At 35.1% G+C, this 15,637-nt stretch carries 19 protein-coding genes and 1 other RNA gene; 9 read left to right on the forward strand and 11 right to left on the reverse strand.

Annotated elements, in window-relative coordinates; translation table 11 throughout:
- Window positions 1-117: 117 nt before the first annotated feature.
- Window positions 118-756 carry a hypothetical protein gene (locus WD055_03530; protein MEX0849275.1) on the forward strand — a complete coding sequence of 213 codons (639 nt, stop codon included), beginning with the start codon at window positions 118-120 and terminating at the stop codon, window positions 754-756.
- Window positions 740-1,048 carry a hypothetical protein gene (locus WD055_03535; GenBank protein MEX0849276.1) on the forward strand — a complete coding sequence of 103 codons (309 nt, stop codon included), beginning with the start codon at window positions 740-742 and terminating at the stop codon, window positions 1,046-1,048. The genes WD055_03530 and WD055_03535 overlap by 17 nt, the downstream gene beginning before the upstream one ends.
- On the opposite strand, the gene WD055_03540 is transcribed toward WD055_03535, so the two are convergent.
- A complete protein-coding gene (locus WD055_03540; GenBank protein MEX0849277.1) occupies window positions 1,032-1,703 on the reverse strand; it encodes an HAD family phosphatase in 672 nt (223 codons plus the stop codon). The two genes, WD055_03535 and WD055_03540, sit on opposite strands and share 17 nt — an antisense overlap.
- A 72-nt stretch (window positions 1,704-1,775) precedes the next feature.
- On the opposite strand from WD055_03540, the gene WD055_03545 reads away from it, so the two are divergent.
- The 3 genes from WD055_03545 to WD055_03555 are packed head-to-tail and all read left to right on the forward strand — an operon-like array spanning window position 1,776 to window position 4,128.
- Window positions 1,776-2,435, forward strand: coding sequence for a hypothetical protein (locus WD055_03545; GenBank protein ID MEX0849278.1), 660 nt, complete (start codon window positions 1,776-1,778; stop codon window positions 2,433-2,435).
- 8 nt (window positions 2,436-2,443) lie between these two features.
- The gene (gene uppS / locus WD055_03550) at window positions 2,444-3,130 is read left to right on the forward strand and encodes a polyprenyl diphosphate synthase (protein ID MEX0849279.1); all 687 of its coding nucleotides are present in this window, start codon (window positions 2,444-2,446) and stop codon (window positions 3,128-3,130) included.
- Window positions 3,127-4,128 carry an NAD(P)H-dependent glycerol-3-phosphate dehydrogenase gene (locus tag WD055_03555; protein ID MEX0849280.1) on the forward strand — a complete coding sequence of 334 codons (1,002 nt, stop codon included), beginning with the start codon at window positions 3,127-3,129 and terminating at the stop codon, window positions 4,126-4,128. The genes uppS and WD055_03555 overlap by 4 nt, the downstream gene beginning before the upstream one ends.
- A 17-nt stretch (window positions 4,129-4,145) precedes the next feature.
- On the opposite strand, the gene WD055_03560 is transcribed toward WD055_03555, so the two are convergent.
- Together WD055_03560 and WD055_03565 are read right to left on the reverse strand one after the other, a co-directional pair.
- Entirely contained in the window at window positions 4,146-4,652 is a 507-nt protein-coding gene (locus tag WD055_03560) for a hypothetical protein (protein ID MEX0849281.1), read from the reverse strand.
- A gap of 67 nt (window positions 4,653-4,719) precedes the next feature.
- Complete coding sequence (locus tag WD055_03565) at window positions 4,720-5,061, reverse strand: hypothetical protein (GenBank protein ID MEX0849282.1); 342 nt, start codon at window positions 5,059-5,061, stop codon at window positions 4,720-4,722.
- 194 nt (window positions 5,062-5,255) lie between these two features.
- Here WD055_03565 and WD055_03570 point away from each other — a divergent pair, with 194 nt between their 5' ends.
- Window positions 5,256-5,510, forward strand: coding sequence for a hypothetical protein (locus WD055_03570; protein ID MEX0849283.1), 255 nt, complete (start codon window positions 5,256-5,258; stop codon window positions 5,508-5,510).
- A gap of 5 nt (window positions 5,511-5,515) precedes the next feature.
- On the opposite strand, the gene WD055_03575 is transcribed toward WD055_03570, so the two are convergent.
- The 5 genes from WD055_03575 to WD055_03595 form a co-directional block, all read right to left on the reverse strand.
- On the reverse strand, window positions 5,516-6,211 hold the full coding sequence (locus WD055_03575) for an HAD hydrolase-like protein (protein ID MEX0849284.1): 696 nt from the start codon (window positions 6,209-6,211) through the stop codon (window positions 5,516-5,518).
- 17 nt (window positions 6,212-6,228) lie between these two features.
- Entirely contained in the window at window positions 6,229-6,948 is a 720-nt protein-coding gene (locus WD055_03580) for a hypothetical protein (GenBank protein MEX0849285.1), read from the reverse strand.
- A 72-nt stretch (window positions 6,949-7,020) separates the two neighbouring features.
- Window positions 7,021-7,752 (reverse strand): hypothetical protein, encoded by a 732-nt coding sequence (locus tag WD055_03585; GenBank protein MEX0849286.1) that lies wholly within the window; start codon window positions 7,750-7,752, stop codon window positions 7,021-7,023.
- A gap of 27 nt (window positions 7,753-7,779) precedes the next feature.
- Window positions 7,780-8,141, reverse strand: an RNA gene (rnpB, locus tag WD055_03590) — RNase P RNA component class A.
- Window positions 8,142-8,658: 517 nt separating this feature from the next.
- Entirely contained in the window at window positions 8,659-9,282 is a 624-nt protein-coding gene (locus WD055_03595) for a hypothetical protein (protein ID MEX0849287.1), read from the reverse strand.
- Between the two features lie 150 nt (window positions 9,283-9,432).
- Here WD055_03595 and WD055_03600 point away from each other — a divergent pair, with 150 nt between their 5' ends.
- The gene (locus tag WD055_03600) at window positions 9,433-11,325 is read left to right on the forward strand and encodes a PBP1A family penicillin-binding protein (GenBank protein MEX0849288.1); all 1,893 of its coding nucleotides are present in this window, start codon (window positions 9,433-9,435) and stop codon (window positions 11,323-11,325) included.
- Between the two features lie 279 nt (window positions 11,326-11,604).
- Here the strand turns inward: WD055_03600 and WD055_03605 are convergent, their stop codons facing one another.
- Genes WD055_03605 through WD055_03615 form a run of 3 tightly spaced genes read right to left on the reverse strand, consistent with a single transcriptional unit; the run spans window position 11,605 to window position 14,749 of the window.
- Window positions 11,605-12,681: a UDP-N-acetylglucosamine--N-acetylmuramyl-(pentapeptide) pyrophosphoryl-undecaprenol N-acetylglucosamine transferase gene (locus tag WD055_03605; GenBank protein MEX0849289.1), complete on the reverse strand. Its 1,077-nt coding sequence runs from the start codon at window positions 12,679-12,681 to the stop codon at window positions 11,605-11,607.
- Window positions 12,678-14,327 carry a tetratricopeptide repeat protein gene (locus WD055_03610; GenBank protein MEX0849290.1) on the reverse strand — a complete coding sequence of 550 codons (1,650 nt, stop codon included), beginning with the start codon at window positions 14,325-14,327 and terminating at the stop codon, window positions 12,678-12,680. The genes WD055_03605 and WD055_03610 overlap by 4 nt, the downstream gene beginning before the upstream one ends.
- A gap of 2 nt (window positions 14,328-14,329) precedes the next feature.
- Complete coding sequence (locus WD055_03615; GenBank protein MEX0849291.1) at window positions 14,330-14,749, reverse strand: DUF721 domain-containing protein; 420 nt, start codon at window positions 14,747-14,749, stop codon at window positions 14,330-14,332.
- A gap of 72 nt (window positions 14,750-14,821) precedes the next feature.
- Here WD055_03615 and WD055_03620 point away from each other — a divergent pair, with 72 nt between their 5' ends.
- Window positions 14,822-15,205: a hypothetical protein gene (locus WD055_03620; GenBank protein MEX0849292.1), complete on the forward strand. Its 384-nt coding sequence runs from the start codon at window positions 14,822-14,824 to the stop codon at window positions 15,203-15,205.
- The gene (locus WD055_03625) at window positions 15,192-15,632 is read left to right on the forward strand and encodes an archease (GenBank protein MEX0849293.1); all 441 of its coding nucleotides are present in this window, start codon (window positions 15,192-15,194) and stop codon (window positions 15,630-15,632) included. The genes WD055_03620 and WD055_03625 overlap by 14 nt, the downstream gene beginning before the upstream one ends.
- Window positions 15,633-15,637: the final 5 nt, after the last annotated feature.

The raw sequence follows: 15,637 nt of genomic DNA on the forward strand, positions 1-15,637 counted from the left end.
TAGTTCACGCTTTTATGTATGTAGAAACCGTTTTTTTTAAATAAACCTACTATTTTTAGAAAATAATATGTTAATTTGAAAACAGTCTGTATTGTGCTAAAAAGAGGTAGATATCTAATGAAATTAAAAAATAAAATTATTATTGGTTCTCAAGTTGTTGTAACACTCATAGTTGTGCCTTTTTTGGTATACAGAGGTTTACATTATTTCCGTCCAATACATGACCCGGCGGAATTTAAGGCATCGCGTTTGCTTGTCGAGCGTATGAATCTTTTACAGAGTGAATTAAGTAACTTGCAAAAAGAGGTTGCAACATTTGAGGTTTCTGATGATCCAGAGGTATTGAAACAACGAAGTGAACATTATCAAGAGATTAATCGTATATCAGATCAGCTCCTTGATTTAGAGCATATTTATCAAGAAGAAGAGCTGAAAATGCAACAAAAGCTCAAGAGTGCGCGAGATCATCAGACAAGAAGTTATTATGATTTTGCGTTATTTGTAGGAACGGTTTGGATTATTATCAGTGCATTTGTTCAGGTTGCTTTTTTTAAAATGGGTTTGAATATATTTGGTTTAGCATCAGTGCTCATAGGGACCGTTGGCGTTTTATCTTCTATGCAACAGACGCCTACATTGTCAATGTGGATCTTGATGTTGTTTTTTTCTATATTGGCAATTGCATTTTTAATTACGGGATATCGAATCGCTAATAAATTTGAGAAAAAGGAAGAACTAGATGATAAAGATATTTAAGTATATGCTCCTTGCGTCTATATCAGTTATTTTGGCATTGCAACTCTTTTTTTTGGTAAGAGATATTAGTTTGTATAGGTTAGGTATTCTTTCTCAGCCGGGCACATTGGGCGAGCCAATTAATTTTTTGCTTTTGGTTAAAAATGTGTGCTCAATAGTTTTTTTTATTGGCTTTTTATTGTTAGCATTATCAATGGTCTATGATAATAAAATGTTTGCATTGTTGCGAATGATCGGCAGTTTTGCTTTGTTGATAAGCCTGCTTGGATATATAATTACTTTTCTTTTTTAAAAATATAATCCGGTAAGGTCAGTTCTTCATAGTTATTGATAACCAGATGCGCATCTTTGAGGGTGTCGGGTCTTTTTGCAGTGTTAATACCGATGCAAAACATGCCGGCAGTTTTGGCAGCAGTGATACCCGGTGCTGAATCCTCGATAGCAATACATTCAGATGGATCAATTTCAATATTTTTAGCTGCATGAAGATAGATATCGGGATTAGGCTTTGGGTTTTTCACATGAGAAACACAATATATATGTGATCCAAAGTAATCAGAGAGTTTAAGTGCGTCTTGAGTAACTTTTACTGTGTCTTCATGTGCATTTGTGGCGATTGCCATTTTGAGTTGTAATTTTTGTGCTTTGGCATGAAACTCTATAAATCCTTTGATGAATTGAATGCCGGTTGTGTACATGCTGTTTGCTAAACACATTTTTTCGCGCATTAAGTCTTGTATGTTGTCTTCTATACAGGTTATCTGTTTTATGAGCAGACAGCTGTCGGGTAACGCAAGTCCGGTCAGTTGGCCATAAAGTTCACATGATTGTTGCTCGGTGAGTATGATTTTTTTTTGTTCGATAAGTTTTTTAGTGGCCAGTTTCCATACATGTTCTGTATCTATAATAGTGCCGTCCATGTCAAAAATAATAGCTTTGTATTTCATATTTTTTTTCCTTTGATAAACTATAGATTAAAGGCTTTATATTTAGATTATAACAGGAAAAGGAATAAAATAATGGATAAAAAAACATTGCTTTCAGGTGTTATGCTCGCTTGTATGATAGGTGTAATTTTATTGGCTATGTTTAGTAAATTAAGCCTTATTGTTGGCGTTGATAACTTTTCATTCTCTCTTTCTCATTGCTTATTGCCATTGTTGGGCTCGCTATTCGGTGTGACCGGCTGTTTTGCGCTTTTTTCAAGTTTGTTTGCTGTACGCTTTATATCAGGTGCATTGCATTTTGCTTATTGTGGAGTCCCTACTTTATGTGCTTCTTTGGCTTGGACAAGATATGCTCGCTTATTGAATCTCTTTATTCCTGCAGTTGCGATGATACTATTTGTTGCCCATCCTGTGGGTAGCCAAGCAATGGCTTATGCTTGTTTTTGGTTTATACCGATGATAATTGCGTTATTTAAATTGAATAATAGATTTTTCACCGCTTTGGCAAGTACGTTTTTAGCGCATGCTGTCGGATCAGTAATGCATTTATATGTTGTTAATTCAATGACACCAGCAGCTTGGATGCAATTGATCCCTGTAGTTGCACTTGAACGTTTAATTGCAGCAATGGGTATGTATGTAGTTATTACATCAGCGCATATGCTTCTTAACTTTGTAGTGCATGCAGTGAAAAGCAAACAGTATAAACGTTCTGAGTCAGTATTGCATTAAGGAAGCTCATGCAGCATTTGGCATGCATCATGGATGGTAATCGTAGATTTGCCAAGAAGCATGGGTGGAAACCTTGGGTTGGTCATAAAAAGGGTGTAGATGCAGTTCGTCAGGCAATAGAGTTTTGCATACACAATAAGATCAAATATTTATCACTCTATACTTTTTCTATTGAAAATTTTAAACGATCAGATCAAGAGAAAAATTTTCTTTTTAGTCTGCTCGTCAAAGAGGCTCAATTAAACGTTCAAGAGTTTATTCAAAAAGGAATTCAAGTTCGTTTTATTGGGGATCGTGCTTTTTTTCCACAAGATGTCTTATCTGCTTGTTTGAAAGTTGAACAAGCAACGCAGGCGGGTGCTATCCTACAACTTAATTTTTTGTTTTGTTATGGTGGTCAACAAGAGATTGTTCATGCAACAAAACAGTTGTGTAGAGATGTGCAAAATGGGCAATTGGCAGTAGATGATATCAATGAAAAAACAGTATCGAATGCATTATGGCTTGGTGATATACCGACGCCTGATTTGATTTTTCGCACAGGTGGCGTTCATCGTTTGAGTAATTTTTTACTTTTTCAGTCTGCGTATGCAGAATTTTATTTTTCAGATCGTTTGTGGCCGGAAATTACAACCAAGGAATTACAAGTAGCTTTTGATGTGTTTAATCAACGAATAAGGAATTTTGGATCATGAAAATTGCAATGTTAGGTTCAGGAGCTTGGGGTACGGCATTGGCAACACTCTTGGCGCATAATGGTCATGAGGTTTTAATGTGGTCATATGAATCTGAAGTTGCCAATGATATTAATCAATTTCATGAAAACAAGCGTTATCTACCCGGTGTTGTTTTAGATAAAAAGATTTCAGCTACTTCAGATATTTCTCAAGCAATTTGTGGTGTACGGTGGATTTTTGAAGCTATTCCGGTTAAATTTCTACGAAAAACATTAGAGCAAACCGTCCATTGCTTTTCAAAAGAGCAGGTCTGGGTGATTACCAGTAAAGGTATTGAACAGGATACGCTTATGTTGCCGAGTCAAATTATCGATGATGTTTTTGATTACCAAACAAAACAGGCGGTTGTTGCCGGTCCAAGTTTTGCTCACGATTTAGCACGTAAAGATATCACCGGTGTTGCCGTTGCGGCACAAGATTGTACAATTGCCGATGAACTTCAGGAGTTGATGGCTAATCTTTATTTTCGGCCTTATGTGAATTTAGATATGGTTGGAGTGCAATTGGCTGCAGCATTGAAAAATGTTATCACTTTAGGGGTGGGTATGCTTGATGGTGCAGGATTTGCAGATAATGCAAAAGCATTTATATTCACACGAGGATTGCATGAAATGGTACAACTTGGTATTGCTATGGGCGCGCAAAAAGAAACATTTTATGGTTTGGCCGGTGTAGGTGATTTAGCATTAACTGCAATGGGAAAACGAAGCCGTAATTTGCATGTAGGCAGATCTTTGGGAGCAGGTCAATCGTTAGATCATATTTTAGCAACGACCGGTTACATTCCTGAAGGTATCAATACGGCGCAATCACTACACCAGTTAATGCATAAAAAACAGATTGCCATGCCGGTGTGTGATGGCATATATAAGGTGATTTTTGGTACTATTACTTTGCATGACATGTTAGCTGATTTAATGTCGATTTCATTTGAAGCAAAAAAATGCTGTTCTTAAAATGAAAAACAAAGAAATTATTTTTTGCCGGCAAACTTGATTGAGCTTTCAGGGTTAATTAAGTTAATAATGCCGGATTTTTTTAATCGTTTATACATAGGATCATCTTCATCCATTTCTTGAAGGCGCATTTTTAAGCTTTTACCATTTTTTGTTATTATCGTTGGATCAGCTTTGTGATCTAATAAAATTCTTATCATTGTTTCTATTTTTGCCGGATCGGCATTTTGTTTTTTTATTTTAGATATGACTTTCTCTAGGTTTGTTTCCTTTTTGTTTCGTGGTGAATACCAATTTGGATCAGCATTATATTGCAATGCAAATTTCATGATTTCAGGTTTGTTCCAATCTATGCCATATAAAAGCCACATGTTCGGGTTATCTTGAGCAGTGCTTTGCAAGGTTACGAACTCAAATGGAGTGATATCTTCCAGTGTTGTTATGAATTGTTTAAATGTAGTTTGAGGATCAGCGGCATGTAGTTGCATACAGTTCAGCAGTATTAACATATATATTTTTTTCATAACTTTTCTTTGTTTTTAATAGGTTATACTATTTATGTAATTCTTTATTGTTCAGAATCATAAAGTGTTAATAGGGTGATGTTAATCGGGTGATAATTCCTTCTGGTACATTGAATTTTGGATTTTTTGCGAATTCCAAAGGAGAAGAAAATTGTGACCCTTCTATTTTATATTTGGGATCAGCGCCACGCACGAGGAGATATTCAATCATTAATTTATTTCTGTGTAAAATTGCCAATTTTAAAGGTGCGCCATTGTTTGAGTTAGGATCTGCTCCTTGGCGCAGAAGTCGGTTCATAAGTCTTACATTATTGGCATCAATCGCTTTGAACAATTGGTCATCTAGTGAAATATCGGCTGCTTGTGCGCTAAAAATAGTAAAAATAGCTAATATCGATACTTTCTTCATATATTTTACCTTTTTTTATAGTCTTATACCTATTTTAGCAGTTCTGGATGGCGCATTGCAATGTTTTTTATATAATATCAATTATTTAAAGAATTGTGGTTAGTTTGTAATCAAAGATATAAAATGTATACTTCATATGCATAAACTTGATATATAGCTTTAAGAATGAACGATAAAGTAGAAGGAATATATAGATGAAATGTATAATGAATTTATTATTAATGGTCTCTTTTTCCATTGGCGCAGTGAAACAATGTGAGCAATTAGAAGTTGTTGCATTATTAGGTGAGATGGACGCACTTATCGTTGAAATACATCCTGAGTATGAAAAAAATAATGAATTATATGAGCAGGAAAACAATTTGTTAAAAGGTTTAACTGAAAAACAGCGGCAACAGTATTTTGCTATTCAACGAAAAAGAGCTGAAGCATTAAACAGGAAAGAATAGCTAATCTATTTTTTTAGTTCTTGTTTTAACTGTTGTGCATTTTTAAATAATATACCAATGAAGCCGTTTGCATTTGCTGCATCAACGTTTTCTTGTTTGTCGTCGATAAAAAGTGCGTGTTGTTTATTTTTATTACGTAACGAAGATAACTCGATGAAAAATTGTGCATGCGGTTTTTCCACTGGATTTTCTGATTTAAAATCAACGGTTTTTCCATCTTTTATGACATTTTCATTGAATATGTGAGGGAATTTATTTTTTAAATGTTCATATACTTCGCTGCCGATGTTTGATGCGACATGCATAGTATAGCCTTGATTAGCTAAATCTAAGATTAAATCTTCCATACCATTAATCATAACTTGGCTGTTTGCCATATTGAGTGCAAAATCAGCTAATCGTTGATCTTCTTGCTTTAGACGTTGCATGTATGCACCCCCTGTTGAACCACGTAATGCAAACATATCCTTCAGAAGCGTCCAATTGAACAAATTAGAAAGAAGTGCAATTTTGGGCGCATTATATAATGTTTTTAAGATTTCTGAGCCTTTTTTCTTGATAATCACGTGGTGGATATCCCAAAAGATTTCTGTATTGGCAGGTGTGTATGTTAGTTCAGTTGCATTGATACATGTAAAAGCAATAAGAGCGATTGCGAGTATCTGTTTTTTTAAATTCATAAAATCTCCGATTTTGTTCATGTTTTTATTACTTTATCTTACTTACAGGTACAAATGCCATATGTGTGTAAGTCACGCTTTAACTGTTTGTGATTTTTAAACTGAATTGCTAACAGGCCGCATGTGCGTGCAGATTGAACATTTTCTAATTTATCATCAATGAATAAAATCTGTTTATCGCCATGTGGATTGAGTTTCTTTTTTAATTGTTGAAAATAACGTATATCAGGCTTTTCAATTACATCTTCGGGTAAAAAATCAACGGTCATGCCATGTTGAATGAAATTATTATTAAATAATTCAGGGAATTTTTTTTGTAATTCAGCAAAAAAGAGAGAACCGATATTTGTTGCGGTAAATAGGTGATATCCTTGGCTTGCCATGTTGCGTAGTATATTGACAGTCTTCTTTTTCGGTTTTTTGCAGGTGCATACTTTTTTAATTAAATCAGCAAGTTTGTGTTCATTGTTCTTTTTCAGATGAATATAAAAACCTTCACCAAATTTTTTTCCTCGAGAGCCGTTGTTGTTTTTTCGTTTTTTATATTGACTATACAATTTTTTGAAACGACCCGGTTTTTTAAAAACTAATTTGGCGATACTGCCTTTATTGCGATCAAGAACAACATCATCAAGATCGGTGGCGATAATTAAATTTTGTGGACTGTATGTAGGTTGAGGAGCTGTATAAACAGAAGAAAAGGTAAAAGGGGATAGAATTGCATAAAGAGCAAAGAAACGCATTATATAACCTCGCATGAGTAAAATTTAGATTCCATTTATCTATATTTTACCATAACACTCGCTTATGTCGAATTGTGTATTTGTAAATTAACCACTATGATATGTTTTTTTACGGTTTATCTGCAGGTGTGCAGTAATTTGTTCGGGGTGTGAGATATCAATGATTGCTCCGGCCGTTGGCTGTTGATCAATGACATAATAGGTATATCTATCATTTGGTGTTATATCGGTTTTTATTTTTATATCATATTGTTCAAGTTGTTGTTCAACTTCATTTAATGTTTTATTGGTAAAGTCAGGCCAAATGCATTGTTTTTTAGCTTTTTTGGCAATATAGCATATAACGGTTTTTGTTTTAATTGGACTGTTAGGTGCCGGCCATTGGCAAAAGCAATGATCGATTGGATAGGGATAATTTATTTCATAAAATTTTGGTTTTAATTGTAGCGGCGTTAGATTTTGTTTAATTTGATCGCGTGATAAGCCTATACAATGGGGTGTTGTTTTTAATGCCGGTTTTTCGGTGATTGCAAGATATACTGTTTGGCGTTCTTTAATTGTTTTTTCAGGAGCAGGAATTTGATGAATGACGGTGCTTTGTGGTAGTTCGGTATCCTGCTTTATTAGTGCAATTTGTATGGGTAATTGCGATGCGGAGCATATTTTTGTTGCATCGATGAGATTCTTGCCCATAAGGTTGGGCATGCTCAATGTGCCGGAACGGAACCAGATGTTGAGTATGAAATATACGCTAAAGAAAACAAAGAAGGGTATGAGCCAAAGATAATTGGAAATGCGGGTGTTTTTATTTAGGCTCATAAAAATGCGCTTATATTTTAAATTTGTGTTACTGGTAAACTTGTAAGCCGGATTCTGTTTTCAGCTATTTTTTCAAACAGTTGAATGACAATCATTTATCTATGCGGCATACCCGCGTGTTTAACCGAAATGAACAATCGACACACGCTGCTTTGCCTTGCTCCAGGTGGGGTTTACCCCGCATATGTATTACTACATATGCCTGTGCGCTCTTACCGCACTTTTTCACCCTTACCAAATCATATTTCATATTTGGCGGTTATTTTCTGTGGCACTTTCCATGAGCTTACGCTTCTCCTTAGTTGGATAAAATCCTCCTAAGGCACCTTATTCATTTGGAGTCCGGACTTTCCTCTTATATTTCTACAAGCGATTGTCTTGTTTACCAGCAACACTAATTATCAAAGATATTATCAACATTACCCATATATTAACACAATATTGTCTAATAGTATAGATTATTAGTGATCTTTTGACTCCTAAAATTGGGTATAAAAGTAGGTTTTGCAGGAGTATGAACAGAGCCAAGATTCCATAAGTGATCAAAGGAGCTTTAATGAGATATTTTTTGGCAAAAAAGCTGGCCAGTATGGTAGGAAATATAATGAGATATATAAAGCCGCCATTTGCATATACCATAAATGAGTAGAGGCCTAAGCACAGTAGGGAAATATAACATGATATATCAAATGCTGATTTGGCAAAAAGTTGCAAAATAAAGTAACAGATTAAGCTTAATACTAATGGTGTGTCTAATAAAACAAATGCTGTGTAATCGATAAAAAAAAGTAAAAGTGGCATCAGGATTGAAGGGTTCATGGTCGACTCGTACATTATTGCATGATGATATATTTAGATGCATGTAATGTAGCATGAGTTTTTATATTTTTAAATATAAAAACTTACTTACGGTCCGTAGCGCTTGGTTTTCTGCACTTCTGGAATGGATTCTTTAGTCACTGTTGGAGTAGGTTCATAACCTAACTTGGTTTTTTCTCCATTAGGTTTTCCATTTTCATCAAGGACTTGTGCTTCAAGAACATTGTTATCGTGTACTATTAATTCAATGTTACGATTTTTATCCGATGGATTGAGCAAATGTACGCCTTTTAATTCATTTTCTTTTGTTGGAGCCTTGATTGCCCACAACGCATTTCCTATAGCATAAAGATAATAAATTCTTCCTGGAAATCCTGATAATGTAATGATATTGATCGTTGCACCACGAAAAGTTTTTTGCCATACAGGGATCATCGCGGCTTCAGCGATGCCCTGAGGGTCTTTGATTTCCATATCTTTGCCCGGCATAATGTGCCCTGATATATTTATTGGTTCTCCAAGGGGCATTATGTGAGTACGTTCAAGCGAAACAAAGACATTTCTTTTGGAGTTGTTGGTGATTTTTTGTAGATGAATATTGCTATGTTTTTTTTCAATTGGTGCTTTTAAAGGCATTTTCGGTGCATTTCCGGCATTGATAGAGTAGGTATTTGATAATATAAATGTAGTAATAATTAAATATTTTTTCATAATTAAGCCTCCTATTTTTATTCATAATAGCTTTTTTTGTAGTCATAGTTCAACAAAAAAATAATTGTTTATAAAGTTGGTGACAGCTTTTATTTTTGGTAGGATGTAGCCAAAGCAACTGCAGCATTCAAGATACGTGAAGACTATTTTATGAAGCGACTATGTTATTATTTTATATTTTTTTTTATATGTATTGCCACTATTTTTTCCGCTGCAATCAGTTTTGTTATGCATAATAATATTATCGATTTCTCCGCATTCGAACGTTATAATCCTGGAAAACCAACAATATTGCTCGATTGCCATGGTAATGAGTGGGCTCGTTTTGCATTGGATATACGAAAAGTGGTGCGTATTGAGGATATGCCGCAACATTTAATTCAGGCATTTTTGGCAGCAGAGGACTGGGATTTTTATGATCATTTTGGGTTATCCATTAAAGGCATTGTTCGTTCATTTTTAGTCAATATGTATCATCGACGCGTTGTGCAAGGTGCAAGTACGATTACACAACAGTTGGTGCGATTACTTTTTTTTGATCATCAGCGAACTTTTACGCGTAAAATAAAAGAGCAATTGGTTGCATTGCTTGTGGAAATGAAGTTTAGTAAAGATCAGATTTTAGAAACTTATTTGAATCATGTTTATTTCAGTTGTGGTATTTATGGTGTTGAGGCTGCAGCGCAACGTTTTTGGGGCAAATCTGCGGCAGATGTTACGATCGATGAAGCAGCGATTTTGGCGGGGATAATGCGCTCTCCCGGTATGTTTAGTCCATTACTTAATCCATTGGCAACGCAAAAAAGGCGTAATGTGGTATTGGCAAAAATGTTGCGCCTTGATTTCATTACGCAAAAAGAGTTTGATGATGCAACGTTTAAAATGTTAAAGATTAAAGAAAGTAAACAACGGATTGTAGGTTTGCATGCGCGTGAGCATATTCGTAAGTTTTTGGAGCAATTGATAGGCAAACATGCATTATATACCGGTGGTTATGTTGTGCAAACGACTATTGATTTAGAGGTTCAGCAGAAAGCTGAAAAAGCATTCATTGATCATGTAACACAGATTAGAAAAACAATTAATCCTGCAATTGATGGATCATTACTGACAGTTGATGTTTCAACTGGGCAGATTCGTGCATTAATTGGAGGTGCCGATTTTACAACGTCGAAGTTTAATCGTGCGTTGCAAGCGCGAAGACAGTTAGGCTCAGTGTTTAAACCGTTAATTTTTGCAGTTGCTTTGCAAAATGGTATAAAATTTTCTGATGTTTTGATTGATGAGCCAATTGAAATAAAAGATGAATATGGCACTCTTTGGAGGCCGAATAATTATAATCGGAAGTTTAATGGTCCGATTACTTTAGCTTATGCATTATCGCGATCTAATAATATTGTTTTGATAAAAACATTTTTACGCATTGGAGCTCAAAAGGTAATTGAATTAGCTCAGAAATCGCATTTGACTGGGCCGTTTCATTCTTATGCTTCATTATCGTTAGGTTGTATTGATACTACGTTGCAAGAAGCCGTTGGTATGTTTAATATTTTTGCAAATCATGGCATGTATGTTGAGCCGCACATGATTTCATGGGTTAAAGATTCTTGGGGAAGAAAAATATACAAACATAAAGAGGTATCAGAATCTATAATACCATCACATATTAGTGGTCAGATTTTAAAAGTTTTAGGTTTGGGATTAGACCGTGTGCGTGCATTGATTCCACAAAAATGGACCGATTGCCAAGCTGCAAGCAAAACCGGTACCACCAATGATCATCGCACGTGTTGGTTTGTCGGTTCAACACCGGAATTAACAACCGGAGTGTATATTGGGTGTGATGATAATCAGCCAATGGGCAAAAATGTATATCCGTTGCATACTGCATTTCCAATTTGGATTGGGCTACATCGTGAAATTAGATCACAGAAAACAACATTTTCATATGATCCCAGTTTGCAAGAAATTATTATTGATGAAAAAACAGGCAAGCAACTTGCGGATAATAAACGTAGAGGTGCTATTTCAATTTTTGTTTAATTAAAGATTCTCTTTGGGGTTATTTACAATAAATTTTTTATGGGTTATACATTATAACAACATTTTAAGTAACACTTTAACTTAAGGAGCAGTGCTATGCTTAAGACCCATGTACTGATGTTCCTCGTCGTTTACTTTCTGGCTTTATGCGATCATTCCTTTTGTCATGATCATATCCTACATAAGGGTATACAGATAAAAGAAAATAATGATCAAAAAGGTCTTTTGGTTTAAATATAAAAAGCGCTGCATAGTATTATAATATGCAACGCTTTTTTGTTATAACTCTTTTGATATGTATGGTGCAGTTTCTGATTGCATCGTATTCAACTTCAGTTTATCCATTATATGATGAGATAATGCCTGCTTATTATGTGTCAGTTGTTCTTTTGTAATCGTGGTAAATAGTTCACCATATTCCTCTTGCATAGCAAGTGCATTTGTTACTTGATGATTATTAGTGGGAGTTTGCAGAGGAATGGTAATGCACTGTTTACCAAAAAACAGAATTTCAAATAAAGTTCCCGCTCCTGATCTGCAGATAATAAGATCAGCAGCAGCATAATATATAGCCATTTCATGACTGAAGCTGAATACATGATGGGTAATATTGTGTTGAGTATAAAATGCTTTCCAGTTAAAACTGTCTTGTCTGCCGGTCTGATGAATGATCTGTATCTGTTCATGCAGATGCGGATGTTGCACAATCCATTGTTGCATTAAGTGGTTGATTTCTAATGACCCTTGTGATCCACCCAAAATACAGATTGTTTTACGTTCCGGTGAGAACAAAAGTTTTTGTAGTGCATCTTTTTGACTTATTTGTGCTGATTCACCAAAAAAACGTATTGGATAGGATGTTTTGATACATTTTTTTTGTGGCAGATATGCTTGTGTTTGTTCAAAACAAGTGAATAAATCAATTGACCATGAAGCTAAAAAACGTGTTGCTCTTCCAGGTTCAACATTTAATTCATATAGTTGTACCGGAATTGCTAAAATGCGAGCGCAAATAATAACCGGAATAGCAAGAAAACCTCCGGTGCAAACAATTTTATTTGGACGGTGTTTAATCAAATAAAAGAGTGATTTCATCATGGTTAAAGCCATGTTGAAGCCGGCGGTAAAGATGTTATGCCATTTTTTTAACAGTACATTATTAAGCGGAAGTGGAATGTGCCAGTTAATGTCGGGACTATTGGTGACAATTTCTATATCGAGAATAGTTTCCGTGGTAAAAAAAAGGATGTTGTCTTCAGGGTGTTTTTCTTTATGTTCGCGGGCAAATGTTAGGCATGGAATGATGTGTCCGCCCGATTTGCCTGCTACATAACAGATAGTCTGTTTTTTCTTCATACAACTGATGTCTCTATGCTCCGTATTAAGCGATTAAAAGTTTCTTTGGTTTTGTTTTGTGTGTACATTAATCCTTTTTTTAAAGTAGAAAGGGCTAATGCAGGTTTATTTTGCTTTATATAACATTGTGCTAAATGTTCTATGATCATCGGTTCGTCTGGAATTAATTGTGCTGATTTTTTAAACAGTTCTTCTGCTTGTGCATACTGTTCTTGTTTGAAAAATATCATAGCTTGTGTATCGATATAAAAAGGGTTGCGCGGTTCTTGAGCTAATGCATTATCGATTAATGCTTGTGCGCGTAGAAAATTATTTCCTTGTGTTGCATACCAATAGGCAACAACATTATGCAGTGGTGCAAAGTGATGTTGTAACGTTTCAGCTTGTTTTGCAAGATGTTCCATTTGATCTATCATATCATAATCGTAATAAAGAATTGCCAAATGTGCGAGTATTTTTGCACGCATACCGGTATCAGATGTGAGTTGATATGCTCGTTTATGTTGTGTAGTTGCTTGATTAACTTGTTCTGTACGCGCATAAAGATCAGCCAGATAAAGCGCTACATTCAGATGTTGTGGTTGCTTTGATTGTATAGCACGCAGTTGATCGATTAAATAGTGTTCTTTATGTTCTTGCGTGGCAATGAGATGTGCAAGTTCAAGCCATAGCCCATTATGTGCATCAGATGAAATCCAATGGCAGCATTGATTTAATGCTTGTTCTGTTTGTTGCATTGCGTTTAAAATTTGTGCTTTGAGTACTTTGCCATCATTATCACGTGGCTCTTTGAGTAGACAATCATCAATTTTTTCCAATGCCTGGCGATATTTTTTTTGTTTAAAAAGCAGTAATGCTTGCTCAAAACAACTTAAATTAATAGATGTTTTTTGTCCTTGTGCTTCGGCTATTTTTTGTTTGAACATTAAGCGCAAAAGGTGTTCTTGAATGTGTGGAAGTGGACTTTCGCTTACTTCTAGAAAAGTGGTATATCCTTTGATTGCTTGTTGCATTTTACCCAATTGTTCATGGAGCATCCCAAACATCAGCCAACCTTTGTCAAAACTTGGGTGAATATCAAGGCTTTTTTGCAATTGAATGATAGCCTCTTGTTTGTTATCCATTAACATATAGATCTGTGCTTTCAGAAAGTAAAAAATAAAATTATTTAATCGCTCCGGAGCGTGAGCAAGGTAGTCGTTGATGGTTTGTAATGCATTTTCAGGTTCTTTACGCCGTAGATATACTTGTGCTGCATGAAATGCTAGCTCTTGATTGTCTTTTTGGGTTTCAAGAAGTTTTATGATACGTTCATCAGCTGTAGTTTGCAATCCGGCTTGTTGCAACGATTTAATAAATAAAAGTTGTATTTCTGTGTCGTCTTTGAATGATTCTTCAATGTGTGGCATGAGTGAAATTATTTGTTGGACATTGTTTGTTTGCTGAAATAGATGCAGGAGCCCGCGATACATGTATCCGGGCAGATTGTTTTTGCATAAAAACTTTTTGTACCATCCGAATGCAATTGTTGGTTTTTGATTGAATCCATTGTAATTTGCCCAAAATGAACAATGTAGATCATCAACTTTGAAATCGGTATGTATTATATTGCTCATCAATAATATATACAAAAACATTCTTTTCATTATTAAATCTCCTGTTGACAACGACGCAAAAAATCTTCTATTGCAGCGCTTAGAGCAGGATCCTTTATTTTTTTTAATGCCTGCTTCTCTTTGGGCAAAAGTGGTGGTGCAATAAACTGTTGTTTTTTGCGTACATCTGTCTTTTGTTTTTTTTCTTTTTTTATCCCTACTTTTTTAAAGCGTAAAGAGTTAATACGTGGCGCGTCTAGCTTTTTGTTAATAGTGCGTAGTAAAAGTGGAGAGAGCATATAAAGTTCTTGCATCCAACAGGAATCGGCAACTCCTAATACAAGGCTGTCGTCATTGATTTTTTCAAGATATACTTTGGTGCTCAAATTTCCTAAAATATCAGGCCAATTTTGGAGCAATTTAATTTTCCAATTATCTTGATGTGCGAAAATGTTTTGTACGAGTGATTTCATTGTTTTTGTCATGAATAATAAGTATACGAGAAATTAAAAATAATGTTACTCTATATCAAAAAAAGGGTCTGTATGAAGTATGTGTTCCTCGCTTTTATATCATTGCCTGTGTATGCAATGGATGATGTTACAAGGCTACATGCTGCAGTTGAAGATGTTGTGCGGACAAAGAGTACGTATGCACTGCAAGAAATATTACAATCACATGTTAATCCAAATATTCCTGATGAAAAAGGGCGATATCCGGTAGGAAGCTTAAAAGAAACAATGTTATGGTATACAGACAATAAAATGCCGATTCCTTCGCATTTAAATAAAGCATTGCAATTGCTTTATGATAATGGAGCATTTGAAGTTGAGCAAACATCGGAAAGTGAAGAAGAGACAGATGAAAAAGATACTGATTGTATATGGTCTGAAAGTGACGATGAGGTAATATCTGATGAAGATATTTGAACAGTTGCCCCATACAGCGGATATAAAAATTCGGGTTTTTGGCAGCACAAAAAAAGAGTTATTTAAGCATGCATTGATCGGTATGTTTCAAGTTATTGGGCCGTATGCAAAAGGATGTACAAAAGAAGGTGATTTTCTTGTTTGTCCGAATCTTCCAAAGAAACATGCAATTGATATTGATTCTCCTGATACTGAAAGTTTACTTGTTGATTTTTTATCCGATGCGCTATGGTTTTCAGATGTGTATAATGAAGCCTATTTGAGTGCGGATATTCATGAACTTTCAGATACGCATATTAAAGCCGCCATATATGGAGTTGAGGTTATCGGTTTTGATGTGGTAGAAATGAAAGCGGTAACGTATCACGATTTGTATATCAAGCAAATTGATGATATATGGCAAGCAGAAATTGTATTTGATATTTAGGTTAA

This window comes from Candidatus Dependentiae bacterium (genome assembly GCA_040878395.1).
Classification (GTDB): Bacteria; Babelota; Babeliae; order Babelales; family Vermiphilaceae; genus JAKBEL01.

Bases quoted from the DNA above. Each gene is read 5' to 3' on its own strand.
- WD055_03530 (MEX0849275.1), top strand. From the start codon at position 118: ATGAAATTAAAAAATAAAATTATTATTGGTTCTCAAGTTGTTGTAACA.
- WD055_03535 (MEX0849276.1), top strand. From the start codon at position 740: ATGATAAAGATATTTAAGTATATGCTCCTTGCGTCTATATCAGTTATT.
- WD055_03540 (MEX0849277.1), bottom strand. From the start codon at position 1,703: ATGAAATACAAAGCTATTATTTTTGACATGGACGGCACTATTATAGAT.
- WD055_03545 (MEX0849278.1), top strand. From the start codon at position 1,776: ATGGATAAAAAAACATTGCTTTCAGGTGTTATGCTCGCTTGTATGATA.
- uppS (MEX0849279.1), top strand. From the start codon at position 2,444: ATGCAGCATTTGGCATGCATCATGGATGGTAATCGTAGATTTGCCAAG.
- WD055_03555 (MEX0849280.1), top strand. From the start codon at position 3,127: ATGAAAATTGCAATGTTAGGTTCAGGAGCTTGGGGTACGGCATTGGCA.
- WD055_03560 (MEX0849281.1), bottom strand. From the start codon at position 4,652: ATGAAAAAAATATATATGTTAATACTGCTGAACTGTATGCAACTACAT.
- WD055_03565 (MEX0849282.1), bottom strand. From the start codon at position 5,061: ATGAAGAAAGTATCGATATTAGCTATTTTTACTATTTTTAGCGCACAA.
- WD055_03570 (MEX0849283.1), top strand. From the start codon at position 5,256: ATGAAATGTATAATGAATTTATTATTAATGGTCTCTTTTTCCATTGGC.
- WD055_03575 (MEX0849284.1), bottom strand. From the start codon at position 6,211: ATGAACAAAATCGGAGATTTTATGAATTTAAAAAAACAGATACTCGCA.
- WD055_03580 (MEX0849285.1), bottom strand. From the start codon at position 6,948: ATGCGAGGTTATATAATGCGTTTCTTTGCTCTTTATGCAATTCTATCC.
- WD055_03585 (MEX0849286.1), bottom strand. From the start codon at position 7,752: ATGAGCCTAAATAAAAACACCCGCATTTCCAATTATCTTTGGCTCATA.
- WD055_03595 (MEX0849287.1), bottom strand. From the start codon at position 9,282: ATGAAAAAATATTTAATTATTACTACATTTATATTATCAAATACCTAC.
- WD055_03600 (MEX0849288.1), top strand. From the start codon at position 9,433: ATGAAGCGACTATGTTATTATTTTATATTTTTTTTTATATGTATTGCC.
- WD055_03605 (MEX0849289.1), bottom strand. From the start codon at position 12,681: ATGAAGAAAAAACAGACTATCTGTTATGTAGCAGGCAAATCGGGCGGA.
- WD055_03610 (MEX0849290.1), bottom strand. From the start codon at position 14,327: ATGAAAAGAATGTTTTTGTATATATTATTGATGAGCAATATAATACAT.
- WD055_03615 (MEX0849291.1), bottom strand. From the start codon at position 14,749: ATGAAATCACTCGTACAAAACATTTTCGCACATCAAGATAATTGGAAA.
- WD055_03620 (MEX0849292.1), top strand. From the start codon at position 14,822: ATGAAGTATGTGTTCCTCGCTTTTATATCATTGCCTGTGTATGCAATG.
- WD055_03625 (MEX0849293.1), top strand. From the start codon at position 15,192: ATGAAGATATTTGAACAGTTGCCCCATACAGCGGATATAAAAATTCGG.